Source organism: Enterococcus sp. DIV0724b (assembly GCF_050531475.1).
GTDB classification, from domain to species: Bacteria; Bacillota; Bacilli; order Lactobacillales; family Enterococcaceae; genus Enterococcus_L; species Enterococcus_L haemoperoxidus.
Genome location: NZ_CP172890.1, coordinates 2,057,554 through 2,081,587, shown reverse-complemented (window position 1 = coordinate 2,081,587; position 24,034 = coordinate 2,057,554). Strand labels below are relative to the sequence as shown.

The window sequence follows — 24,034 nt, the reverse complement described above, 5'->3', positions numbered from 1 at the left end:
ATCAAGCAGAAAAAAACTTTGAAACTTTATTGAAAAAAGTGTTGACATCGAATCGAAAATTTGATATGATATAAAAGTTGCTGCGAGGTAACACAGTAGACCTTTGAAAACTGAACAAAGTAAGACGAACCAAATGTGTAGGTTGTTTTTACAACGGTAAAAACAAACAACAATTTTTAACAAAGCGAAGCAATATGCTAGCAAACAAATGAGCTTAACAATCTTCGGATTGTGTTCAACTTTTATTATGAGAGTTTGATCCTGGCTCAGGACGAACGCTGGCGGCGTGCCTAATACATGCAAGTCGAACGCTTCTTTTCTACCGAGTGCTTGCACTCAATTGAAAAGAGGAGTGGCGGACGGGTGAGTAACACGTGGGTAACCTACCCATCAGAGGGGGATAACACTTGGAAACAGGTGCTAATACCGCATAATAGTCGACACCGCATGGTGTTGATTTGAAAGACGCTTTCGGGTGTCACTGATGGATGGACCCGCGGTGCATTAGCTGGTTGGTGAGGTAACGGCTCACCAAGGCCATGATGCATAGCCGACCTGAGAGGGTGATCGGCCACACTGGGACTGAGACACGGCCCAGACTCCTACGGGAGGCAGCAGTAGGGAATCTTCGGCAATGGACGAAAGTCTGACCGAGCAACGCCGCGTGAGTGAAGAAGGTTTTCGGATCGTAAAACTCTGTTGTTAGAGAAGAACAAGTAAGAGAGTAACTGCTCTTACCTTGACGGTATCTAACCAGAAAGCCACGGCTAACTACGTGCCAGCAGCCGCGGTAATACGTAGGTGGCAAGCGTTGTCCGGATTTATTGGGCGTAAAGCGAGCGCAGGCGGTTTCTTAAGTCTGATGTGAAAGCCCCCGGCTCAACCGGGGAGGGTCATTGGAAACTGGGAGACTTGAGTGCAGAAGAGGAGAGTGGAATTCCATGTGTAGCGGTGAAATGCGTAGATATATGGAGGAACACCAGTGGCGAAGGCGACTCTCTGGTCTGTAACTGACGCTGAGGCTCGAAAGCGTGGGGAGCAAACAGGATTAGATACCCTGGTAGTCCACGCCGTAAACGATGAGTGCTAAGTGTTGGAGGGTTTCCGCCCTTCAGTGCTGCAGCTAACGCATTAAGCACTCCGCCTGGGGAGTACGACCGCAAGGTTGAAACTCAAAGGAATTGACGGGGGCCCGCACAAGCGGTGGAGCATGTGGTTTAATTCGAAGCAACGCGAAGAACCTTACCAGGTCTTGACATCCTTTGACCACTCTAGAGATAGAGCTTTCCCTTCGGGGACAAAGTGACAGGTGGTGCATGGTTGTCGTCAGCTCGTGTCGTGAGATGTTGGGTTAAGTCCCGCAACGAGCGCAACCCTTATTGTTAGTTGCCATCATTCAGTTGGGCACTCTAGCGAGACTGCCGGTGACAAACCGGAGGAAGGTGGGGATGACGTCAAATCATCATGCCCCTTATGACCTGGGCTACACACGTGCTACAATGGGAAGTACAACGAGTCGCTAGGCCGCGAGGTCATGCAAATCTCTTAAAGCTTCTCTCAGTTCGGATTGTAGGCTGCAACTCGCCTACATGAAGCCGGAATCGCTAGTAATCGCGGATCAGCACGCCGCGGTGAATACGTTCCCGGGCCTTGTACACACCGCCCGTCACACCACGAAAGTTTGTAACACCCGAAGTCGGTGAGGTAACCCTTGTGGAGCCAGCCGCCTAAGGTGGGATAGATGATTGGGGTGAAGTCGTAACAAGGTAGCCGTATCGGAAGGTGCGGCTGGATCACCTCCTTTCTAAGGAATATTACGGAAACTTACACATTCGTCGACACTTTGTTCAGTTTTGAGAGGTTTACTCTCAAATTAATAGTACCATGGGGCCTTAGCTCAGCTGGGAGAGCGCCTGCTTTGCACGCAGGAGGTCAGCGGTTCGATCCCGCTAGGCTCCATTAGTAACCAATGGGTTACTAATATTGTTCATTGAAAACTGGATATTGAAGTAAAAAAGTAATCAAAACAAACCGAGAACACCGCGTTGAATGAGTTTTTTAATTAAAATAGTTCGAAGCTTATTTTATTGGTCACGCCTCTATCGCTAGAGAAACGAACCAAACAAAACCGATCGTAAGATCGTAAGGTTAAGTGAATAAGGGCGCACGGTGGATGCCTTGGCATTAGGAGCCGATGAAGGACGGGACTAACACCGATATGCTTTGGGGAGCTGTAAGTGAGCTATGATCCAGAGATTTCCGAATGGGGAAACCCAGCATCTTTTATAGGATGTTACTTTCCAGTGAATACATAGCTGGTTAGAGGTAGACGCAGAGAACTGAAACATCTAAGTACCTGCAGGAAGAGAAAGAAAATTCGATTCCCTGAGTAGCGGCGAGCGAAACGGGAAGAGCCCAAACCAACAAGCTTGCTTGTTGGGGTTGTAGGACTCCGTTGTGGTAGTCTGTCAAGATAGTCGAAGAACCTGGAAAGGTTCGCCAAAGTGGGTAATAGCCCCGTAGACGAAATGTTGGCAACACCTAGGAGGATCCTGAGTACGGCGGAACACGAGAAATTCCGTCGGAATCCGCGGGGACCATCCCGCAAGGCTAAATACTCCCTAATGACCGATAGTGAACCAGTACCGTGAGGGAAAGGTGAAAAGCACCCCGGAAGGGGAGTGAAATAGATCCTGAAACCGTGTGCCTACAACAAGTCAAAGCCCGTTAATGGGTAATGGCGTGCCTTTTGTAGAATGAACCGGCGAGTTACGATTGCATGCGAGGTTAAGGTGAAGAGCCGGAGCCGTAGCGAAAGCGAGTCTGAATAGGGCGAATGAGTATGTAGTCGTAGACCCGAAACCATGTGATCTACCCATGGCCAGGTTGAAGGTGTGGTAAAACGCACTGGAGGACCGAACCCACGTACGTTGAAAAGTGCGGGGATGAGCTGTGGGTAGCGGAGAAATTCCAAACGAACTTGGAGATAGCTGGTTCTCTCCGAAATAGCTTTAGGGCTAGCCTCGGAATTAAGAATGATGGAGGTAGAGCACTGTTTGGACTAGGGGCCCATCTCGGGTTACCGAATTCAGATAAACTCCGAATGCCATTCATTTATATCCGGGAGTCAGACTGCGAGTGATAAGATCCGTAGTCGAAAGGGAAACAGCCCAGACCACCAGCTAAGGTCCCAAAATATATGTTAAGTGGAAAAGGATGTGGGGTTGCACAGACAACTAGGATGTTGGCTCAGAAGCAGCCACCATTTAAAGAGTGCGTAATAGCTCACTAGTCGAGTGACCCTGCGCCGAAAATGTACCGGGGCTAAACATATTACCGAAGCTGTGGATTACACCTCTGGTGTAATGGTAGGAGAGCGTTCTAAGGGCGTTGAAGGTCGATCGTGAGGACGGCTGGAGCGCTTAGAAGTGAGAATGCCGGTATGAGTAGCGAAAGACGGGTGAGAATCCCGTCCACCGTATGACTAAGGTTTCCTGGGGAAGGCTCGTCCGCCCAGGGTTAGTCGGGACCTAAGCCGAGGCCGATAGGCGTAGGCGATGGACAACAGGTTGATATTCCTGTACCAGTTGTTTTTGTTTGAGCAATGGAGGGACGCAGGAGGCTAAGGAATGCATGCGACTGGAAGTGCATGTCCAAGCAGTAAGTCTTGAGTAGAGTCAAATGCTTTACTCTATACGGACAAGCTGTGATGGGGAGGGAAATAATAGTACCGAAGTTCCTGATGTCACACTGTCAAGAAAAGCTTCTAGTGAGAAAACAACTGCCCGTACCGTAAACCGACACAGGTAGTCGAGGAGAGTATCCTAAGGTGAGCGAGCGAACTCTCGTTAAGGAACTCGGCAAAATGACCCCGTAACTTCGGGAGAAGGGGTGCTGACTTCGGTCAGCCGCAGTGAATAGGCCCAAGCGACTGTTTATCAAAAACACAGGTCTCTGCAAAATCGAAAGATGAAGTATAGGGGCTGACGCCTGCCCGGTGCTGGAAGGTTAAGAGGATGGGTTAGCTTCGGCGAAGCTCAGAATTGAAGCCCCAGTAAACGGCGGCCGTAACTATAACGGTCCTAAGGTAGCGAAATTCCTTGTCGGGTAAGTTCCGACCCGCACGAAAGGCGTAACGATTTGGGCACTGTCTCAACGAGAGACTCGGTGAAATTTTAGTACCTGTGAAGATGCAGGTTACCCGCGACAGGACGGAAAGACCCCATGGAGCTTTACTGTAGCTTGATATTGAGTGTTTGTACCACATGTACAGGATAGGTAGGAGCCGATGAACCCGGAACGCTAGTTTCGGTGGAGGCGCTGGTGGGATACTACCCTTGTGTTATGAACCCTCTAACCCGCACCACTTATCGTGGTGGGAGACAGTGTCAGGTGGGCAGTTTGACTGGGGCGGTCGCCTCCTAAAGAGTAACGGAGGCGCCCAAAGGTTCCCTCAGAATGGTTGGAAATCATTCGCAGAGTGTAAAGGCAGAAGGGAGCTTGACTGCGAGACTTACAAGTCGAGCAGGGACGAAAGTCGGGCTTAGTGATCCGGTGGTTCCGCATGGAAGGGCCATCGCTCAACGGATAAAAGCTACCCTGGGGATAACAGGCTTATCTCCCCCAAGAGTCCACATCGACGGGGAGGTTTGGCACCTCGATGTCGGCTCGTCGCATCCTGGGGCTGTAGTCGGTCCCAAGGGTTGGGCTGTTCGCCCATTAAAGCGGCACGCGAGCTGGGTTCAGAACGTCGTGAGACAGTTCGGTCCCTATCCGTCGCGGGCGTTGGAAATTTGAGAGGAGCTGTCCTTAGTACGAGAGGACCGGGATGGACTTACCGCTGGTGTACCAGTTGTTCTGCCAAGGGCATTGCTGGGTAGCTATGTAGGGAAGGGATAAACGCTGAAAGCATCTAAGTGTGAAGCCCACCTCAAGATGAGATTTCCCATTTCTTTAAGAAAGTAAGACCCCTGAGAGATGATCAGGTAGATAGGTTGGAAGTGGAAGTGCAGTGATGTACGGAGCGGACCAATACTAATCGGTCGAGGACTTAACCAAAGAAACGAAATAAAAAAGTTTTTTCGGACTGTTTGATTACATTACTTCAATCCAGTTTTGAGTGAATAATCACTCAATTGAATAGCAACAACACCCAGTGTGGTGGCGATAGCGAGAAGGATACACCTGTTCCCATGCCGAACACAGAAGTTAAGCTTCTTAGCGCCGATTGTAGTGAAGGGTTTCCCTTTGTGAGAGTAGGACGTCGCCACGCTAATTATTCCGGCATAGCTCAGTTGGTAGTAGCGCATGACTGTTAATCATGATGTCGTAGGTTCGAGTCCTACTGCCGGAGTTCCTTAATATAGGACTTATGAGTAATGTTTTGCTTCTTTTAACTTTGGAGAGTTGTCCGAGTGGCCGAAGGAGCATGATTGGAAATCATGTAGACGGTTAACGCTGTCTCAAGGGTTCGAATCCCTTACTCTCCGTATTAAGTTTTATTGGCCCGTTGGTCAAGCGGTTAAGACACCGCCCTTTCACGGCGGTATCACGGGTTCGATTCCCGTACGGGTCATTTATATTTTTTGGAGGTTTAGCTCAGCTGGGAGAGCACCTGCCTTACAAGCAGGGGGTCGGCGGTTCGATCCCGTCAACCTCCATTAAATTACGGTTTGGTAGTTCAGCTGGTTAGAATGCCTGCCTGTCACGCAGGAGGTCGCGGGTTCGAGTCCCGTCCAGACCGTTTTATAGTTTTTGGCGCAGTAGCTCAGTTGGTAGAGCAACGGATTGAAGCTCCGTGTGTCGGCAGTTCGATTCTGTCTTGCGCCATTTGGAGGAATAGCGAAGTGGCTAAACGCGACGGACTGTAAATCCGTTCCTTAGGGTTCAGTGGTTCGAATCCACTTTCCTCCATTACATAGTAGGGATATAGTTAAACGGTATAACTACGGTCTCCAAAACCGTCATTGTGGGTTCGATTCCTACTATCCCTGTTAATATTTTATGGCGATTGTGGTGAAGTGGTTAACACAGCGGATTGTGGTTCCGCCATGCGTGGGTTCGATTCCCATCAGTCGCCCTTAGCTTTAATATTATTATATGCTTTTCATGGCGATTGTGGTGAAGTGGTTAACACAGCGGATTGTGGTTCCGCCACGCGTGGGTTCGATTCCCATCAGTCGCCCTTAGCTTTAAATTATTGGGGTATAGCCAAGCGGTAAGGCAACAGGTTTTGATCCTGTCATGCGTTGGTTCGAATCCAGCTACCCCAGTTTTCTCTTTTAGAGAATCTTTAAATTATGATATGGCGGTATAGCCAAGTGGTAAGGCAGAGGTCTGCAAAACCTTCATCACCGGTTCAAATCCGGTTACCGCCTTGCAATTTTATTTCATGCCGGCGTGGCGGAATTGGCAGACGCGCTGGACTCAAAATCCAGTGCCCGCGAGGGCGTGCCGGTTCGACCCCGGCCGCCGGTATAATTGATATATTAACGTTCTCAGACGTTGGTATATCTTTTTTTTTAGTAAATTAATAGAAGAGGTTATTATGAAAAAAATAAGTATTTGTTTTTTAACTATTTTACTAATAGGCTATATTTGTCCAATTTTTGCAAGTGCAGAAGAGATGAATTACCATAAATTAGATGAGTCTGTAGAAGGAAATATTTTAGAAGATAAGTCAAAAAGTTCCAGTGTAGATAGTGTAGATGAGGAAGAAATCATGGAACAGAATGAGTACATAACAGATAATTCAGAAAATAGACTTGAAGTTCCCAATGAAACTAAGCAAGAAAACTATGAAAAAAGTTTAAAGTCGATTGTAGCTTCGGGTATGTTTGGAACTAGTAAATGGCAAATTGATAATACTGGAGCTTTACATATAGCTAGTGGTGAATTCATTAATACTAAGAACAGTTCACCGTGGTTACCCTATAAAAATCAAATTAAAAAAATAGTTTTTGATGGACCTGTAAAAGCTAGCAGCAATTCTTCTCATTTGTTTTCAAATTTGAATCAAGTTATCGACATCGAGAATATTAGTCAGTTTGATACAAGTGCTGTTACGTTAATGAGGGATATGTTTTCTAATGCAAGTAGTCTAAAAACTTTAGATTTATCAAATTTTGATACGAGCCAAGTAATAGATATGGCGTTTATGTTTTCTTATATGAGTAGTTTAGTAAACTTAGATGTTTCAAGTTTTAATACAAGCCAAGTAGTTTATATGAGAAGTATGTTCTATGATACGAAAAATATAGTTAATTTAGATGTATCGAATTTTAATACAGGTCTTGTAGAAGATATGAGCGGTATGTTTACTGGCAGTGGTACAAAGAACTTAGACATGACTCATTTTGATACAAGTAGTGCAACTGATATGAGTGGTATGTTTAGCAATCTTAATTTAGATAGTTTAGATTTATCAAATTTTGACACAAGCCAAGTGAAAAGTATGGCTGCTATGTTTAGTTGGACTAAGATAAATAATCTAGATGTATCAAATTTTAATACAAGTCTTGTCAAAGATATGGGTGATATGTTTACTGGAACTGATATAAGCAGCTTGGATTTATCAAATTTTAATACAACTAGTATAACGAATATTAACAATATGTTTAGCGGTAGTAAACTGAATAGTCTTGATATATCTAATTTTGATATGAATCAAGTGGTTTATATGTATGATATGTTTGCAAGGATGAATGAGCTTAAACACATTAACCTTGGTGAAAACTTTCAATTTAAAGATGGAGTAGTTTTACCATCTCCAAGTAATTCTTTACCTTATTATGGAAAGTGGCAAAGAGATTATGAAGGAGCTGTTTATACTTCAAAAGAATTGGCAGAAACATATGATGGTCTAACAATGAAAGGAAATTATTATTGGGCAGAAAAACGACCAACCTTAGAAGTTAAAGATTCTACAATCTATGAGGGGGACTCATGGGATCCGCAAGATAATTTTGTTTCAGCGGCTGACGAAGAGGGGACTATTCTTTCTTTTGATCCAAATATGACCACAGATGTTGTTGATACAGCGATTCCAGGTATATATAAAGTTACTTATACAAATAATACTGTGTCAAAAACAATCACAGTGACAGTAAAAGAAAATTTAGAAAAGATCGACGCTAAAGATTCTGTTGTTTATACTAATGATCCATGGAAAGCAGAAGATAACTTTCTCTCTGCTACTGATAGAGATGGAAATAGTATAGAATTTAATCCTAGCATGACAGTTGATACGGTAAATACAGAAATTCCTGGAACTTATTTAGTGACGTATATAAATGGGGCATCATTGAAAAAAATTAATGTTACTGTAAAAGAGAGTCAAGCAAGTATCAAGGTGCATGATTCGTCTATTAAAGTCGGTGATCCATGGAAAGCAGAAGATAACTTTAAAAATGCAACAGACAAAGATGGAGCTCAAGTAAATTTCAAAGAGCTAACCGTGATTGGAACCGTGGATACTTCAAAAGCAGGCAGATATGAAATAACATATGCTTACGATAAAATATCTTCGACTGTAGTTGTTCTTGTTGAAGAACATAGTGATAAGAACAAGAAAGAAATTAACAGTGGTAACGACAACTTTACAGATAAAACTGATAATAGTAAAAAACAACAACGTATTCCTTCAAAAAATAAGGACCAAATACTTCCTAAAACAGGGGAACAACTTCAGGGGTTTCTTGTTATACTTGGTTTAGTTACTTCTACGTTATCAGTAATTTTGTTAAATTTACGAAAAAGATTTTTATAGCCAATAATAAGTTAAAAAGGGAGGAAAGACACTAAGTGCCTTTTCCTTCTTTTTTATTTGTAAGCAATGCGTAAATAGCATCAGCTATCTAATTCCGTTGTGAATAATTGTTCAACTTGTTCTTCAGCCCACTGACACCAAAGCAGTTCTTCTTCACAGATGCGTATTCTTCTTTGGATAACGAGAAAACGTCCAAAGTTTTTTTTCTGTTCTTCCGGATTATTCAACATTTCGATTTGTTTTTGTTTTTCTTGGTTTTGTTTTAAGATTTTTAATTGGTGTTGTTTTCTTTCAAAAAGTAGACCTTTGACTGTATCTTTGTCTAAGATGGAAGCAACATACATTTTGGCTAGAAATTCGTCTTTTTGAGAGGGTTCTTTGGTTTCTTCTTGAATCCAAATATTAACGATTTCTTCTCCCTTAGTTGTTAAGTGATAGATCTTTTTTTGAGAATGTGTATCATCATTTTCTACTGATACGTAACCTTCTTTTAAAAGTTTTGCTAAGGAAGTGTAAATTTGACTATGATGTGCTTCCCAAAAAAGAGTCAGATATTGTTTTAATTCATAACCAGTACAAGGTTTTCTAACTAACATACAAAGTAAAATGTAACTAAGAGTATTCATTTGAAGCTACTCTCCTTTTCCTTATTTTCTTTATTATACCATAAAAAATATATGTATTAATATACATGTAAATATTGACATGTTTCTTTTTTTGTAGTATCTTTTTATAGAAAGAAGGGAATCAAATGGAAGAAACAGGTATTTTAGTGGAACAAGAGGAAATGTTGAATAAGGTAGGTCTTCGATCGGCATATGCAGTAGCATTTACTTGTATGATCGCATTTATGGGAATCGGTTTGGTGGATCCTATTTTAAAAACGATCGCACACCAATTAAATGCAACTCCTGCTCAAACGACATTATTATTTACAAGTTATATGTTGGTAACAGGAGTCATGATGTTATTTACAGGGTTTATTTCAAGTCGAATCGGTGCAAAAAAAACATTGATCTTTGGACTTATTATTATTATTGGGTTTTCATGTTTAGCAGGTTTTTCTGAAACAATCGAAGGATTGATCTATCTACGTGCAGGTTGGGGGCTAGGGAATGCTTTATTTATCTCAACAGCTTTATCTGCTATTGTGGGCGTGTTAGCGGGGCAAACAGAGAAAGCAATCATTATGTATGAAGCTTCTATGGGACTGGGTATGGCAATCGGACCTTTGCTTGGTGGTGTGTTAGGTAGCATGTCTTGGCGTATGCCATTTTTTGGAGTAGCCACATTAATGTTTGTAGCAACATTAGCAATTGCCTTTTTATTAACACCAATTGCTAAACCAAAGAAAAAAGCATCTCTTTTTGCTGGAATCAAGGCTTTAAGCAATCATAAATTACGTTCAATTGGCGTCATTGCACTTTTGTATAATTTTGGCTTTTTTACATTATTAGCGTATGCACCATTTTTGCTTGAAGGCTTTTCAGAAATGCAAGTCGGCTTTGTCTTTTTTGGCTGGGGTGCATTATTAGCTGTTGCTTCTGTATTTATTGCACCTATTTTAGAGAAAAGAATAAATACGTATCGGACGATTATACTTGCGTTATTCTTTTTCTTAACTTGTTTGAGTTTTATTGGTTTTAACGCTCAATCACCTAATTTAGTTGCTGTAGGTGTGATTATGGCAGGATTATTCCAAGGATTGATCAATACTCTTTTGACAACAATTGCGATGGAAATACCTGATATTGAAAGAAGTGTGGCATCATCTTCTTATAGTTTTATTCGTTTTTTCGGTGGAGCGATCGCTCCGTTTGTAGCTGGAAAATTAGCGGAGATTTGGAATTCTAGTGTAACATTTTACTTTGCAGCGTTTATGGTTTTGATTGGTTTGGTTTTTGTGATTGTTCATAATCAGTATTTTGCAACAGAGGAAGAATATGAACAAGCTTAAATCAACAAAAAAAGTACCTTCGAATTTTTTCGAAGGTGCTTTTTTTAAAGGAAAGATTCATTCATGAAAAAAGCCGTGATATAAAAGATTTCGTCCTTAGGTATTGTAATGGAATAATAGGCTTCTAAAAGCTGACTATTTTTTTGAACACTGATAATTTCAGTTTCATATTTTTCCTGAAATACGTTTGTTTGTGGGAAACTACTAACATTTTTTCCTTGTTTTAAGCGATCGATCATGCAAACGATATGGCAAGCCAATCCTACTTTTATTTCATATGAGATATCAGGATTGATTTCTACGGCAACTGTTTCCACCCATTCTCGAACTGAAGTGATCAGATTTTCACCGTCTTTATAGTCCAACATATTTGCAATATTGGTTCTCATTCCTTCAAAAGCAATTTCGTAATCAATAAGTAACTGAATTTTTTCTGTTTTTGTTTCATCTAATGCCTCGGTGATTGAAAAATGAGGAGAAGGGAGAGCTAATCGAAAAGTACCGATCGTACAGATAATTTTTCCAGAGTTAGTTAAATTCTTTATCATTTTATCTAGCAGCTTCTCGTCGGTTATTTGTAGGGATACAATTTCACAAACTCCTCCTCTTAAATTTAAGCGACTTCGTAACATTGTTTTAATCAGTTGAGCAGAGCCTTCACCTGTCGTACATAAAGTGAGAATATACAATTTTAATAATTTTGGTTCTTCAGAATCTTTTTTATAACTAGATAGTCCTCTAATATTCTTTGTGGATTCAAATACCTCATTCAACTCATAACCAAGAGCAGCCTTTCGACTTGCTTCCAACACATGGAGTGTACTGACTAGTTCAATACAGCGAATTTCGATATTTAAATTCTTTGCCAATTCATCACTAAAATTTATTAAAGAGCCCATATCCACAAGTAGAAGGACGCTTTTTAACTGTTCCTTTGTGGCGAGATAATTTTGGATATTTGTCAAAGTAACGAGCGGTTTCTCTTCAAGATTCATATCAAATCCGACGACTATTTGTTCACCAAGGAGTTTATTAACAACAGTTGCCATGCTTGTAGCAGTTGACTCACCATGAGCTACGACTATGACTTCAACTTTGGCTCTTTTTTTATTTTTGTTTTCGTCAGATGTAAAAAATAGTGCGATAAAGCCAGCCTCATCTTCAGGAAGTTGGATACTAAAATCAGATTCAATAACCGAAAGGCAATGTTGAGCTGTTTCAAAAAGACGAGGATGGTTTTGTTTTATCTCAGTAATTCGCGGATTGCGGATAGTTTGGCCTCTTTTTACACGTTGAATTGTATTATATAAATGTAGTGCCAGTCCATAGCGGACATTATCTGATAAATAAACAGTTAGTAAACGGGAGGCTTTTTCGCATACTTTATTGGTAGTTGCGACGATTTCTGACCCAACGATCTGTTCCAAATTGGTTAAATCAACGGCCGAATCATTATTATATGACCGATAATAATTGGTTATAGTTGTATCAATGATTTCGGATGTTTGGGAAATATCTAGACCAATACGTTCCATATCATTCATTTTTTGCTCGATGATTTGATAAATATCATTCCCTTTTGTCTCTTTAGGCAAAAAAAGTGTGGTTTCTTCCTCGTTGAAATGGAAGAACCGAGCATTCATATTCGGTAAAAGTAGCCAGATTTTTTTACGATCTTCAGTATTATAAAGACCTTCGCGGATATAATGGGGGAGTTCATAACTACTGATTTTGATCGTTTTTTCTTGGCGCACAATAAATTGTGAATATGCTTTTGCGCAGAGTAGTTGGATATCTGCTTTAAGTTGACCTACGTTATTAGGACAATGATACCCTAACAAGGCTCGAATCGTATTTGTGGAGACTTCGATAGGTGTTCTTAATTTTTTAGTTTCAGCTTGGAAAAATGTTGCGATCAGGCTTAGTCGTTCTTCTAACCCACGGTCAACTAAACTAGGTATTTCGATCCTCATGGGAATTCTTCGAATAAATGTTTGTAACAAAGAAGACGTTGTATCTTCTGTAGTTGCACAAACAAGTAAAACTTGAGCTTGACGTTCACTGTTTGTTTCACCAAGTCTGCGGTATATACCTCGATCAATGAAGGTGAATAACATTTCTTGTCCTTCTGGTGGGAGACGGTGGATTTCATCAAGGAAAAGAATTCCACCATTGGCTTTTTCTAATAATCCTACGCGATCATTATCTGCTCCAGTATAAGCACCTTTTAGAACACCAAAAATAGAGCCTACCAATAATTGTGGATTATTCGCATAGTCTGCACAGTTGAACGTAATAAAATGAGAATCCGCTTTCAATTTATGTTGTGATCTTGCATACGTATATATTAATTCAGCAAACATACTTTTTCCAACGCCAGTATCACCAGTTAATAAAATGTGCATCCCGTTTGGTGGGTATAAAACAGCTGCTTTAGCCTGTTCACCACAGTGAAAAAGACTAGGGCTCTTTTTGATGAAATCTTCTAAGATATTCTTTTCACCTATTTCTTTTGTAGTTGTTGAAAAGAAATAAACAGGTTTGGTACCACTTTTATTTGCTTTACCTAATTTAACCAATTGATTTAAGTCACTACTGACATTAGCTCGTGTAATATTCAATTGTTCCGCAATATCAGTTGCGGTGACAGGTTGTTTTTCAGAGTAGTGTTCCAGTAATTCTGCTACTTTATCGATTCTTTTCATTTTTCCCCGACCTTTGATAGATAGTGTGTTCTATGTATAAGTATAAGGTTGTGAAAGGAAATAGTCAAAGTCATGTGTTTTATTTTCAATAATGTGTTTTGTTGTATGTAAATAATGTGTTTTATTTAGTCGGAATACAAAACACATTTTTTGGAAACTGTTATTTCATCAGTGTTTTACTAGTTTGGCACAGTTATTGCTTATATAAATATGACAACGTAATTAATGTTTGAAGGGAGAAGGTCAAATGATTTCAGAGACAGATGTAATGCAGATCATTGTTTATGCTGGGAATGCAAAATCCTTAGCAATGAATGCAATCAAAGAAGCAAAAAGTGGAGAGATATCGGGTGCAAAAAAAATGTTGGAAGAAAGTAAGAGCAATCTAAAAATTGCCCATCAGTATCATACAGATATCTTACAAACATTTGCAAATAATCCGGAGGAAGTAGCAAATATGTTTTTGACCCATGCGCAAGATCACATGATGGCTGCAATCACAGCAACAGATTTTGCAAAAGAATTTATCGATTTACATGAAGCAATGCAAGAAATGCGTATCTTAATTAAACAGAACGCATAAAAAAATAGAAAAGGTGATTAGGATGAAAATTACATTAGCGTGTGCAGGTGGAATGTCAACAGGAATGTTGGTTAAGAAAATGGAGGAATATGCAAAATCACAGGGAATAGAGGCTGATATTTCAGCATGCGGGCTTAGTGAATTGGAGGAAAAAGTGACAGGTTCAGATATTATTTTACTAGGGCCGCAAGTTGGTTACCAGTTGGATGATGTAAAAAAAGAATACCCAGATATTCCAGTACTTGTGATTGAAATGATGGATTATGGCATGATGAATGGTGAACAAGTCTTTAAGAATGCTCAAGAAGTTATTGCGTCTAATTAGTGTTATTTAAAGGAGGATTACAAATGTCAGAAACGAAAAAAAGTTCATTTATTAAAGGGTTGAATGTATTTGTTAATAAGTTTTCCAATAATACATTTGTTAAGAGTATTGCTAATGGTATGATGATGACCCTGCCAATCACAATAGTAGGAAGTCTGACAACAATTATTGGGATGATTCCAGGGTTGCCTGAAATCGTCTTGAAAGCTTGCTCGTTAGGAACATCAATTTCAAGTAATCTAATTACGATTTATGTGATTATTGGTATCTCTTGTGCGATGGCAAGAGAGAAAAAAGGGGATACGATTGCGTCAATTATTCTTTCATTAGCTGCTTTTTTTGTTTTGACACCGATCACGGCTTTTGATATCGGTAAAGAAAAACCAGCTATGGCGTTTGAATTAACTTATTTAGGTTCTAAGGGGATTTTTGTGGGGATGATCGTTGCATTAGTTGTTACTTGGGTTTTCGCTAAAATGGTGCAAAAACGTATTACTTTTAGGATGCCTGAGAGTGTACCAACAGCGATTGCTAAAACCTTTGAAGCCATTGTTCCAGCTGCAATTATTTTTATTGTTGTTATCATGATCAGTACAGCTTTTGCCGAAACTAAATTTGGTAATATACATGACTTTATTTATACTAATTTGCAAACTCCGCTTGAAGCTTTGGGCGGGTCGATCTGGTCAGCACTATTTATCATGTTTTTATCAGAATTACTGTGGTTTTTCGGGATTCATGGAAGTATGGTGGTAGGCTCTGTTATTGCTGTTTTATTTACAACGCAAGCCTATGCAAATATGGAGGCTGTGGCGGCTGGAGAAGCTGCTACGAATATTATTAATTCATTTTTCTTAGATGCATTTAAAGGTCCAAGAGCCTTAGCACTAGCTGTTATCCTCGTTTGGATGAGTAGAAGCGAAAAGTTTAAATCAATTGGTAAAATCTCTTTGGTACCAAGTATTTTTGGGATTACTGAACCTATGAAATTTGGAATTCCTATGATTATGAACGCGATTATTTTTATTCCTTTGACTCTTTCAGCAGCTGTCTGTGTAGGAATCGCTTATTTGGCTACGATTATTGGTTTTCTACCCGTTATTAGTGTTAATGTACCTAAAAATCTACCAACCTTTTTATCTGGTTTTATGGCCGCTGGTTGGCAAGGATTAGTGGTTCAACTGATTCAATTTGTTGTGGTACTATTATTGTATCTACCATTTATGAAAAAATTAGATAGTCAAGGTGTTGCAGAAGAAGCAGCAAATCTTGAGAGTAATTAGGAGCGTGATATGATGCAATCACTTCAAGTAAAAAGAGATGATAACGGATTAGCAATCTACATCCCTGAAACGGTGAACTTTCCTGTTAAAGTTTACTATGGAGCAAACAATTTTGCCGAAAATGAGTCTAACTATATAGAGTTTACTGAAAATGGTTGGCAAAACTTTGCAGATCCCAATTCTAAGGAACGCCTTTACTTTAAAACAAGAGTAAATTCAGAGATTTTTGTCGGAGCAGAGCGACGCTTACCATTAAAAAACTTGTATAATTGTCGTGATATGGGAGGCTATTTAACCAAAGAAGGTCGTTTAACAAGTTGGGGCAAAGTTTTTCGTTCAGATGCACTTCATCAAATAGATGATGTGGGGCAAGCTTATATCGAACGAATGGGCGTTAAGCGAATCATTGATTTTCGTTCACCAGAAGAAATTGCGAAAGACCCGAACAAATCAATTTTGACAAGTAAGTCATTTAATTTTAATCCTCATGCAGATGTCGCTCAACAAGCAAGTACACAATCTGTTTCTAAAAAGGATGAAGATAAAATTATTCAATTGGAAAAAATGGTTAAGACTGAAGCTGGTCGAGCTCAGTTGATTAAAAACCGAAATGTTATGATCAAGCAAATGGAACAATTAGTTGTAGGAGAAAATGCTATTAAAGCATATAAACAATTTTTTGAAATACTATTACAAAACTCAGTGACACCTTTGATTTTCCACTGTCAAGGTGGAAAAGACCGTACTGGCTGGGCAGCGGCTTTGTATTTAGGAGCACTAGGAGTAGGGAAAGAACAAATCTATCAGGATTATTTGCTGACAGATAAGATGAATGCGCCTAGAAATGCAAAAAGGATGGCTATCTACAAAAAATACACTGACAATGAAGATGTTTTAGCTTTTTTAGCCTCACTTCAGCAAACCAAAAAAGATTATCTTGATGGTGCGTACACAACGGTAGAAGAACATTATGGCACGTTAGAGAAGTACTTAAAGGAAGTGCTAGAGATAGAGGCTAGTCAGTTAGAGGTTTTAAGGAATAAATACTTGTATCCTGTAGAATAGGGAGAATCTAAAAAACGTTAGGGTGGCAAGATAGAACAACTCATCTATCTTGTCATTTATCTATTCACGATAAGTAACAAAAATAGTTGATTTGAAAATTAGTTTGATCTTAAAAACTAAGTGTTACTTTTTCCTTTGTTGACAACGCTTTATTTTCATGTTTTAATAACAAGAGAAATTAAGATTGTTACTGAATTTTCAGGCTATACTTCATTTCTTTTTATTAACATTTAATTAGCTAGCTGATCTAATCTCATTGAGGGGACAATATGGAAGTAAAAAAAGTAATCAATAATAATATTATAAAGTCTCTTGATGCGGACGGTCTTGAAGTGCTAGTAATGGGTAAAGGTATTGGCTTTAAAAAAAATATAGGGGATGTCATTGATGATGCTCTTATTGAAAAAATATATACAAGCAATGCCGATTTAAATACAAATAAACTTACTCAGTTATTAGCAAATGTCCGTTTGGAGCATTTACAGGTGGCAAATGAAATTATTGGTTTTGCTAAAGTTTCCTTAGGAAAAAAGTTAAACGAAAATATTTATCTTACATTGACCGATCATATCGATTATGCGATTGAGCGTCACAATAGTGGCTTACCTGTTAGAAATGCACTTCTTTGGGAAATCAAACGTTTTTACAATCATGAATACTTGATAGGAAAAGAAGCGTTAAATATGATTTCCAATCGTCTGGGCATTGCGTTGCCTGAAGATGAAGCGGGTTTTATTGCATTGCATATTGTTAATGCGGAACTGGATTTATCTCAAGTCAGCCAAGTCTCTGAAATGACAAAAGTCATTCAAAAAATCATCAATATTGTTAAATATCATTATAAAACAGATTTGGATGAATACACGCTAAATTATGAGCGATTTATTACGCATTTAAAGTTCTTTGCACAGCGTTTGTTTAGTGGTATAGAATTGGATAAAGATAAGGACGAAGGATTCTTATTTATGCTGAAAGAAAAATATCAAGACGAATATCTTTGTGCATTGAAGATCCGTGATTATATCAGTAAAGAATTTGGTCGTGATTTACAAGAAGATGAGATGATTTATCTCACTATTCATATTAGAAGAATAACCAACAATTAAAGGATTGTTACTGCGTTAGAGCAGGCTATACCTAAGAAAATCTCTTTGAAATAAGAGGTTTCTTAGGTATTTTTTTATGGATTTCAGTGTATTTTATGGGGCTATCACATTTCTGAGTGAAGCCAAATTCACGATTTAATTTTAAAATTTGGAGGATAAATAATGAATTATCAAGAATTAGCACAAACGATTATTGAAAAAATCGGTGGCAAACAGAACATCTCTGGTTTGACTCATTGCGCTACAAGATTACGTTTCAATTTAAAAGATGAACAAGCAGCGGAAACAGACGAACTTAAAAATACTGCTGGCGTGATGGGTGTTGTTTCAAAAGGTGGTCAATATCAAGTAATTATCGGTAGTGATGTTGGCAGTGTTTATAAGGAGATTTTAAAAGAAGTGCCTTCTTTAGATGGAGAGCAAACCGTATCTGACGAAAAAGATGACCGCGGTACTGCTTCGAAAATTATTGACACAATCACTGGTATTTTTACACCGATTTTACCAGCGATTACAGCAGCCGGGATGTTAAAAGCTGTTTTGTCACTATTGGTTGTCTTTAATGCAATCGATAAAACGGGGCAAACGTACATTATTATTGATTTTATGGCTGATTCTGCTTTTTACTTTTTACCTATTTTGCTAGCAGCATCATCTGCACAAAAGTTTAAAACCAATATGTATCTAGCAATGATGGTTGGAGGAATCTTACTGCATCCAAACTTTGTGGGAATGGTTAATGCAATCAAAGAAGCTGGAGAAGGTGGAATTCATTTATTCGGATTACCAATTTCTGCAGTAACATATGGTTCATCCGTTATTCCGATTATTTTAGCTGTTTGGTTTATGTCCTATATTGAACCGATTGCGGATAAAGTGTCACCTAAAGCAATCAAGTTTTTCAGTAAACCATTGATTACGATTGCAATTGTCGGGACAGTTTCATTAGTGGTCATTGGACCAGTTGGTTATTTTATTAGTGATGGTATTTCAAATGGGATCAAGGCATTGGAAAACTTTAGTCCATGGTTAGTTCCAACGATTATTGGTGCATTGACACCATTGTTTGTAGCGACAGGAACACACTACGGTTTAGTGCCGATTGGGATCAACAATAGAATGACAACAGGTTATGATAGTGTGATCTATCCAGGTATGTTGGCGTCAAATCTTGGGCAAGGGGCTGCTTCTTTGGCAGTTGGTGTTAAAAGTAAAGAGTCTTCAATTAAACAAGTTGCAGCTTCAGCTGGTTTAACTGGTTTATTTGGGATTACTGAGCCTGCTTTATATGGAGTCAACCTAAAATATAAAACTCCTTTATATGCTGCAATGATTGGTGGGGGTATCGGTGGTTTATTTATGGGAATCACTCGAGTGAAAAACTTTACAGGTGGTTCGCCAGGCTTGTTAACACTTCCAAGTTACATTGGGGATGATACGTTAAGACATTTATATATGGCTTGTATTGGAGCCGTTATTAGTATTGTGATTTCTTTTGTGATCTCATATATTTTATATAAAGACCCTGTAATCGAAACATCAAACGTACCAGCAAAAAAAAGTGAAGATATTCATTCTTCTGATATAAGTGCTATTACAGAAGTTGCTACACCAATCAAAGGAGAAGTAGTTGCTCTTTCAGTAGTTGAAGATGGCATGTTTTCTGAAGAAATTTTAGGTAAAGGTTTTGCAGTGAAACCAGTAGAAGGTGTTGTTTATGCACCAGTTTCAGGAATTGTAACAGCAATTTTTGATTCTAAACATGCAATTGGTTTGACCAGTGATTCAGGGGTGGAGTTATTGATTCATATCGGCATTGACACAGTTCAATTAAATGGTGATGGTTATAAGTATTTTGTTGAAAAAGGACAAAACGTTGAAATTGGTGATAAATTAATTGAATTTGACTTAGAAAAAATTGCTGAAAAAGGCTATAATATTATTACACCCGTTGTTGTAACAAATTCAGCAGATTTTGGTGATATTATTACGTTGACCAAAGCGTTATCTGAACCAGGTGAGCAAGTAATGAAGGTTATTCGATAACAAGAATTCCTTTATTCTAATAAATTGGAGGTTGATTTGAATGGCATTTAGAAAAGATTTTTTATGGGGTGGCGCAACAGCCGCCAATCAATGTGAAGGCGGTTATAACGAAGGAGGACGAGGTTTAGCGAATGTGGATCTAGCACCCGTTGGACCAGATCGTTTCCCAGTAATTACTGGAGAGAAAAAAATGTTTGCGTTTGATGATGAACATTTTTACCCTGCTCAAAATGCGATCGACATGTATCACCGTTATAAAGAAGATATCGCATTATTCGGCGAAATGGGTTTTAAGACTTACCGCCTATCAATTGCCTGGAGTCGTATTTTCCCTCTAGGAGACGAAACAGAGCCGAATGAAGAAGGCTTGAAGTTCTATGAAGATTTGTTCAAAGAATGCCGTAAACACAATATAGAGCCCCTTGTAACGATCACTCACTTTGATTGTCCAATGCACTTAGTGGAAAAATATGGTGCGTGGCGTAGTCGCGAGCTTGTTGGTTTTTATGAAAATCTATGTAATGTGATCTTCAACCGTTATAAAGGCTTAGTAAAATATTGGTTGACGTTTAACGAAATCAATATGATCTTACATGCACCATTTATGGGCGCGGGTCTTTACTTTGAAGAAGGCGAAAACAAAGAACAAGTCAAATATCAAGCAGCGCATCACGAATTATTGGCAAGTGCTATCGCAACGAAAATCGCTCATGAAGTCGACCCAGAAAACAAAGTCGGTTGTATGTTAGCAGCTGGTACAAACTATGCATATACATGTAAACCAGAAGATGTCTGGGCAGCACGTAAAGCCGATCGTGAGAATTTCTTCTTTATCGACGTTCAATCACGTGGCGAATACCCAGCGTATGCTCTTAAAGAATTAGAGCGTGAAGGTATCGAATTGCCAATTGAAGACGGTGATTTAGAATTATTGAAAGCACACACAGTAGACTTTATTTCATTCTCATACTACTCATCACGTGTTCAATCAACAGACCCAGCGGTTAATGAACAAACAGCTGGAAATATCTTTGCTTCAGTGAAAAATCCCTATTTAGAAGCAAGTGAATGGGGCTGGCAAATCGATCCATTAGGATTACGTACAACAATGAATGATCTATATGATCGTTACCAAAAACCATTGTTTATCGTTGAAAATGGATTAGGTGCCGTCGATACACCAGACGAAAATGGCAACGTGATCGATGATTATCGTATTGACTACCTAGCTGCACACATTCAAGCAATGAAAGATGCGGTAGAGCTTGATGGCGTAGATTTACTCGGTTACACAACATGGGGCTGTATCGATTTAGTGTCAGCTGGAACAGGTGAAATGAAAAAACGTTACGGTTTCATTTATGTAGACCGTGACAATGAAGGGAATGGAACCTTAAAACGTTCGAAGAAAAAATCATTTGACTGGTATAAAAAAGTCATTGCGACTAATGGAGAAGATTTAACGAATTAGATTTTATAAATAAAAGACAAAAGCAAGTGTACCGTTCTTGTTTTTGTCTTTTTTTTGTAACCTGTTACGCAAAATGGAACAAAATACAAGCTGCTGTTCTCTTCATCAAGAGTTTGGAAACCGCTTTAAAAAGAGTAGACTTCGAGGTATGCTTAACTCGTCAAAAGGAAAACTCGAGGAATCCGACAATAAAAATCAAAATGGATTGGTGGAAGAAATGATGAAAAAAAGAGACTTTGTCGATACAAATGATTTTACGAAAGCGGAAATCGATTTTATGATCCAACTAGCTTTAAAATTAAAAGAATCAATTAAGAATGGATACTATCCACCGCTTTTAAAAGATAAAACATTAGGGATGATTTTTGAGCAATCATCAACTCGTACTAGAGTATCATTTGAAACAGCCATGACACAACTAGGTGGGCATGCCCAATATTTAGCACCAGGTCAAATTCAACTAGGTGGGCATGAATCCTTAGGGGACACTGCTCGGGTGTTATCTCGTTTGGTGGATATTTTAATGGCCCGTGTTGAACGTCATCAAACAATTGTTGATCTAGCAAAAGATGCGACGATCCCAGTTATTAATGGTATGAGTGATTATAACCACCCTACACAAGAACTAGGCGATATCATTACGATGACAGAACATTTACCAGTAGGGAAAACACTGAGTGATTGTAAAATAGTCTTTGTTGGAGATGCGACTCAAGTGTGTGTTTCCACGATGTTTATGGCAACGAAGATGGGAATGGATTTCGTTCAATTCGGGCCAAAAGGTTTCCAGATCAAAAATGAAACCTTAGCCATCGGGCAAAAAAATGCCGAACTGTCTGGCGGTAGTGTGTTGATCACTGAAAATGCAGAAGAAGCGATGAAAGATGCTGATTTTATTTATACAGATGTTTGGTATGGTTTATATGAAGCTGAACTATCAGAGGAAGAACGAATGGCGACCTTCTATCCAAAATATCAAGTAAATCAAGCCTTGATCGATATGGCGGCACCTCATGTTAAATTCTTACATTGTTTACCTGCAACGAGAGGGGAAGAAGTGACAGACGAAGTATTGGATGCTTCTTATTCAGTTGTCTTAGATGAAGCTGAAAATCGCTTAACTGCAATGCGTTCATTATTAGTTTATTTCATGAATCCATATTTGGAATATGCAAGTAAAGAGGTAGGAGATCGCTATGATGCCGAATTTGAATTAATGTTGAAAAATGCTGTAGTTGCTAAGTGATTTTAGAGAAATGAGGGAAAAGAAGTGGAATTGTTCTCTTAAAATTTCTGCTTCTACTCCCATTTCCTTAATGAAAGGTGCGTACAAAACATGAAAGAAAAAAAGAAATTTCGTTTGTTTGACGCAGTTCTAATGGCAGTCGTCGTAATACTTGTTGTTGAATCTGCTGCTCCTGCCGCTGCAATCGGATCGTCACAATTTTTTTGGTGGGGAATTTTACTTATTTTATTCTTCTTACCTTATGGGTTAATTTCAGCTGAATTGGGCACGACTTACACTGGAGATGGAGGTATTTATGATTGGGTGAAAATGGCCTTTGGTCGTCGTTGGGGAGCTCGTGTAGCGTGGTTTTATTGGATTAATTTTCCAATTTGGATGGCAAGTTTAGCCGTCCTTTTTACAGAAGTGATGACGCAGATTTTTGGCTTAACATTAGGAACGCCTACTTTAATTATACTTCAGTTAGTTTTTATCTGGGGTGTGACATTGATTAGTTGTTATCCAGTTAGTGATAGCAAATGGATTTTGAATCTCGCGGCTTTTGCGAAAGTAGCGATCATGGTCTGTTTAGGTGTATTAGGTATTTATCATGCAGTGACGAAAGGGATGGCCAATGATTTTTCTGGCAAAGCGTTATTGCCAAGCTTTGATTTGAAGAGTTTAAGTTTTATTTCAGTGATTTTGTTTAATTTTTTAGGGTTTGAAGTCGTGACGACATTGGCTAGTGATATGGAAAACCCTAAAAAGCAAATTCCTCAAGCTATCATCTGGGGGGGAATATTAATTGCATTCTTCTATTTATTTGCAGCTTTTGGTATGGGCGCTGCTGTACCGGCAGATCAATTGTCAACATCAGGTGGTTTAATTGATAGTTTTATCTTACTAGTGGGTGGAATCAATCCATTTGTGGTCGTTATTGGTTTATTGTTTATGTACACATTAGCGGCTAATCTGATTTCTTGGGCGTTAGGCGTAAATTATGTTGCCTTTTATGCTGCTAAAAATCAAGATATGCCAAAAATATTTGCAAAAGAAAATCCTAAAAACGAAATGCCAATTGGCGCTTCTATTATTAATGGAATTGTAGGGTCAGCCTTAGTGATCGTAGCCCCATTTATCCCAAATGAAAATATTTTTTGGGCGTTCTTTGCTTTAAATGTGGTGGCATTATTAGTTTCTTATATTATGATGTTTCCCGCTTTTTTAAAATTGCGAAAAATCGATCCTGATAAAGAGCGGCCATTTAAAGTACCAGGCGGACCTGTTTTATTAAAAATTATTGCCTACATTCCAATGCTGCTATTAGTTATTACGTTGTTCTTCTCAATTGTTCCATTATCAAGCTCAGAGTTTTCAGAGAAAATTCCAATTTTGATAGGAACCATCGTTGCAACGATCATTGGTGAAATCTGTATTCGGCTAGGGGATAAAGAGTACGCTAAAAAACAAGTGGAAAAAAATCAAAATTAAGGGAGTTTTG

General features: G+C 39.0%; 13 protein-coding genes, 14 tRNA genes and 3 rRNA genes. 28 read left to right on the top strand and 2 right to left on the bottom strand.

Annotation, left to right across the window (positions count from 1 at the left end; translation table 11 throughout):
- Positions 1-243 precede the first annotated feature (243 nt).
- From IGJ02_RS09615 to IGJ02_RS09530, 18 genes are all read left to right on the top strand, one after another.
- A 16S ribosomal RNA gene (locus tag IGJ02_RS09615) occupies positions 244-1,804 on the top strand.
- Between the two features lie 82 nt (positions 1,805-1,886).
- Positions 1,887-1,959, top strand: a tRNA-Ala gene (locus IGJ02_RS09610).
- Positions 1,960-2,146: 187 nt separating this feature from the next.
- A 23S ribosomal RNA gene (locus tag IGJ02_RS09605) occupies positions 2,147-5,058 on the top strand.
- A 98-nt stretch (positions 5,059-5,156) separates the two neighbouring features.
- Positions 5,157-5,272 (top strand): 5S ribosomal RNA (gene rrf, locus IGJ02_RS09600).
- Together the 16S, 23S and 5S rRNA genes with 14 tRNA genes alongside form the textbook arrangement of a ribosomal RNA operon.
- A 7-nt stretch (positions 5,273-5,279) precedes the next feature.
- Positions 5,280-5,353, top strand: a tRNA-Asn gene (locus IGJ02_RS09595).
- Between the two features lie 47 nt (positions 5,354-5,400).
- Positions 5,401-5,489: transfer RNA gene (locus IGJ02_RS09590), tRNA-Ser, on the top strand.
- 14 nt (positions 5,490-5,503) lie between these two features.
- Positions 5,504-5,575 (top strand) — tRNA-Glu (locus IGJ02_RS09585).
- Positions 5,576-5,587: 12 nt separating this feature from the next.
- Positions 5,588-5,660: transfer RNA gene (locus tag IGJ02_RS09580), tRNA-Val, on the top strand.
- Positions 5,661-5,669: 9 nt separating this feature from the next.
- Positions 5,670-5,743, top strand: a tRNA-Asp gene (locus tag IGJ02_RS09575).
- A 13-nt stretch (positions 5,744-5,756) separates the two neighbouring features.
- Positions 5,757-5,829 (top strand) — tRNA-Phe (locus tag IGJ02_RS09570).
- A 3-nt stretch (positions 5,830-5,832) separates the two neighbouring features.
- A tRNA-Tyr gene (locus IGJ02_RS09565) sits at positions 5,833-5,913 on the top strand.
- 9 nt (positions 5,914-5,922) lie between these two features.
- A tRNA-Trp gene (locus tag IGJ02_RS09560) sits at positions 5,923-5,993 on the top strand.
- Positions 5,994-6,006: 13 nt separating this feature from the next.
- Positions 6,007-6,079 (top strand) — tRNA-His (locus tag IGJ02_RS09555).
- Positions 6,080-6,111: 32 nt separating this feature from the next.
- Positions 6,112-6,184, top strand: a tRNA-His gene (locus IGJ02_RS09550).
- Positions 6,185-6,200: 16 nt separating this feature from the next.
- Positions 6,201-6,272, top strand: a tRNA-Gln gene (locus tag IGJ02_RS09545).
- Positions 6,273-6,306: 34 nt separating this feature from the next.
- A tRNA-Cys gene (locus IGJ02_RS09540) sits at positions 6,307-6,377 on the top strand.
- Positions 6,378-6,393: 16 nt separating this feature from the next.
- Positions 6,394-6,477 (top strand) — tRNA-Leu (locus IGJ02_RS09535).
- A 70-nt stretch (positions 6,478-6,547) separates the two neighbouring features.
- Positions 6,548-8,767 carry a BspA family leucine-rich repeat surface protein gene (locus IGJ02_RS09530; protein WP_430601833.1) on the top strand — a complete coding sequence of 740 codons (2,220 nt, stop codon included), beginning with the start codon at positions 6,548-6,550 and terminating at the stop codon, positions 8,765-8,767.
- An 80-nt stretch (positions 8,768-8,847) separates the two neighbouring features.
- Here the strand turns inward: IGJ02_RS09530 and IGJ02_RS09525 are convergent, their stop codons facing one another.
- Complete coding sequence (locus tag IGJ02_RS09525) at positions 8,848-9,393, bottom strand: PadR family transcriptional regulator (protein WP_430601832.1); 546 nt, start codon at positions 9,391-9,393, stop codon at positions 8,848-8,850.
- A gap of 125 nt (positions 9,394-9,518) precedes the next feature.
- Here IGJ02_RS09525 and IGJ02_RS09520 point away from each other — a divergent pair, with 125 nt between their 5' ends.
- Entirely contained in the window at positions 9,519-10,724 is a 1,206-nt protein-coding gene (locus IGJ02_RS09520; protein WP_430601831.1) for an MFS transporter, read from the top strand.
- A gap of 44 nt (positions 10,725-10,768) precedes the next feature.
- Here the strand turns inward: IGJ02_RS09520 and IGJ02_RS09515 are convergent, their stop codons facing one another.
- Entirely contained in the window at positions 10,769-13,429 is a 2,661-nt protein-coding gene (locus tag IGJ02_RS09515; protein ID WP_010760240.1) for a sigma 54-interacting transcriptional regulator, read from the bottom strand.
- A gap of 247 nt (positions 13,430-13,676) precedes the next feature.
- Here IGJ02_RS09515 and IGJ02_RS09510 point away from each other — a divergent pair, with 247 nt between their 5' ends.
- From IGJ02_RS09510 to IGJ02_RS09470, 9 genes are all read left to right on the top strand, one after another.
- Positions 13,677-14,012 carry a PTS lactose/cellobiose transporter subunit IIA gene (locus tag IGJ02_RS09510; RefSeq protein WP_010760241.1) on the top strand — a complete coding sequence of 112 codons (336 nt, stop codon included), beginning with the start codon at positions 13,677-13,679 and terminating at the stop codon, positions 14,010-14,012.
- A gap of 22 nt (positions 14,013-14,034) precedes the next feature.
- Complete coding sequence (locus IGJ02_RS09505; RefSeq protein ID WP_010760242.1) at positions 14,035-14,337, top strand: PTS sugar transporter subunit IIB; 303 nt, start codon at positions 14,035-14,037, stop codon at positions 14,335-14,337.
- Positions 14,338-14,360: 23 nt separating this feature from the next.
- Complete coding sequence (locus IGJ02_RS09500; RefSeq protein WP_430601830.1) at positions 14,361-15,620, top strand: PTS sugar transporter subunit IIC; 1,260 nt, start codon at positions 14,361-14,363, stop codon at positions 15,618-15,620.
- A gap of 9 nt (positions 15,621-15,629) precedes the next feature.
- Positions 15,630-16,685, top strand: coding sequence for a tyrosine-protein phosphatase (locus IGJ02_RS09495; RefSeq protein WP_430601829.1), 1,056 nt, complete (start codon positions 15,630-15,632; stop codon positions 16,683-16,685).
- Positions 16,686-16,954: 269 nt separating this feature from the next.
- Positions 16,955-17,791 (top strand): BglG family transcription antiterminator LicT, encoded by an 837-nt coding sequence (gene licT / locus IGJ02_RS09490; protein WP_010760245.1) that lies wholly within the window; start codon positions 16,955-16,957, stop codon positions 17,789-17,791.
- A 162-nt stretch (positions 17,792-17,953) separates the two neighbouring features.
- Positions 17,954-19,837 (top strand): beta-glucoside-specific PTS transporter subunit IIABC, encoded by a 1,884-nt coding sequence (locus IGJ02_RS09485; RefSeq protein WP_430601828.1) that lies wholly within the window; start codon positions 17,954-17,956, stop codon positions 19,835-19,837.
- Between the two features lie 40 nt (positions 19,838-19,877).
- Positions 19,878-21,308 carry a 6-phospho-beta-glucosidase gene (locus IGJ02_RS09480; RefSeq protein WP_010760247.1) on the top strand — a complete coding sequence of 477 codons (1,431 nt, stop codon included), beginning with the start codon at positions 19,878-19,880 and terminating at the stop codon, positions 21,306-21,308.
- Positions 21,309-21,528: 220 nt separating this feature from the next.
- Entirely contained in the window at positions 21,529-22,554 is a 1,026-nt protein-coding gene (ptcA, locus tag IGJ02_RS09475) for a putrescine carbamoyltransferase (protein ID WP_034682663.1), read from the top strand.
- A 90-nt stretch (positions 22,555-22,644) separates the two neighbouring features.
- Positions 22,645-24,024: an APC family permease gene (locus tag IGJ02_RS09470; RefSeq protein WP_430601827.1), complete on the top strand. Its 1,380-nt coding sequence runs from the start codon at positions 22,645-22,647 to the stop codon at positions 24,022-24,024.
- Positions 24,025-24,034: the final 10 nt, after the last annotated feature.

Bases quoted from the DNA above. Each gene is read 5' to 3' on its own strand.
- IGJ02_RS09500 (WP_430601830.1), top strand. From the start codon at position 14,361: ATGTCAGAAACGAAAAAAAGTTCATTTATTAAAGGGTTGAATGTATTT.
- IGJ02_RS09485 (WP_430601828.1), top strand. From the start codon at position 17,954: ATGAATTATCAAGAATTAGCACAAACGATTATTGAAAAAATCGGTGGC.
- IGJ02_RS09530 (WP_430601833.1), top strand. From the start codon at position 6,548: ATGAAAAAAATAAGTATTTGTTTTTTAACTATTTTACTAATAGGCTAT.
- licT (WP_010760245.1), top strand. From the start codon at position 16,955: ATGGAAGTAAAAAAAGTAATCAATAATAATATTATAAAGTCTCTTGAT.
- IGJ02_RS09515 (WP_010760240.1), bottom strand. From the start codon at position 13,429: ATGAAAAGAATCGATAAAGTAGCAGAATTACTGGAACACTACTCTGAA.
- ptcA (WP_034682663.1), top strand. From the start codon at position 21,529: ATGAAAAAAAGAGACTTTGTCGATACAAATGATTTTACGAAAGCGGAA.
- IGJ02_RS09525 (WP_430601832.1), bottom strand. From the start codon at position 9,393: ATGAATACTCTTAGTTACATTTTACTTTGTATGTTAGTTAGAAAACCT.
- IGJ02_RS09505 (WP_010760242.1), top strand. From the start codon at position 14,035: ATGAAAATTACATTAGCGTGTGCAGGTGGAATGTCAACAGGAATGTTG.
- IGJ02_RS09470 (WP_430601827.1), top strand. From the start codon at position 22,645: ATGAAAGAAAAAAAGAAATTTCGTTTGTTTGACGCAGTTCTAATGGCA.
- IGJ02_RS09495 (WP_430601829.1), top strand. From the start codon at position 15,630: ATGATGCAATCACTTCAAGTAAAAAGAGATGATAACGGATTAGCAATC.
- IGJ02_RS09480 (WP_010760247.1), top strand. From the start codon at position 19,878: ATGGCATTTAGAAAAGATTTTTTATGGGGTGGCGCAACAGCCGCCAAT.
- IGJ02_RS09510 (WP_010760241.1), top strand. From the start codon at position 13,677: ATGATTTCAGAGACAGATGTAATGCAGATCATTGTTTATGCTGGGAAT.
- IGJ02_RS09520 (WP_430601831.1), top strand. From the start codon at position 9,519: ATGGAAGAAACAGGTATTTTAGTGGAACAAGAGGAAATGTTGAATAAG.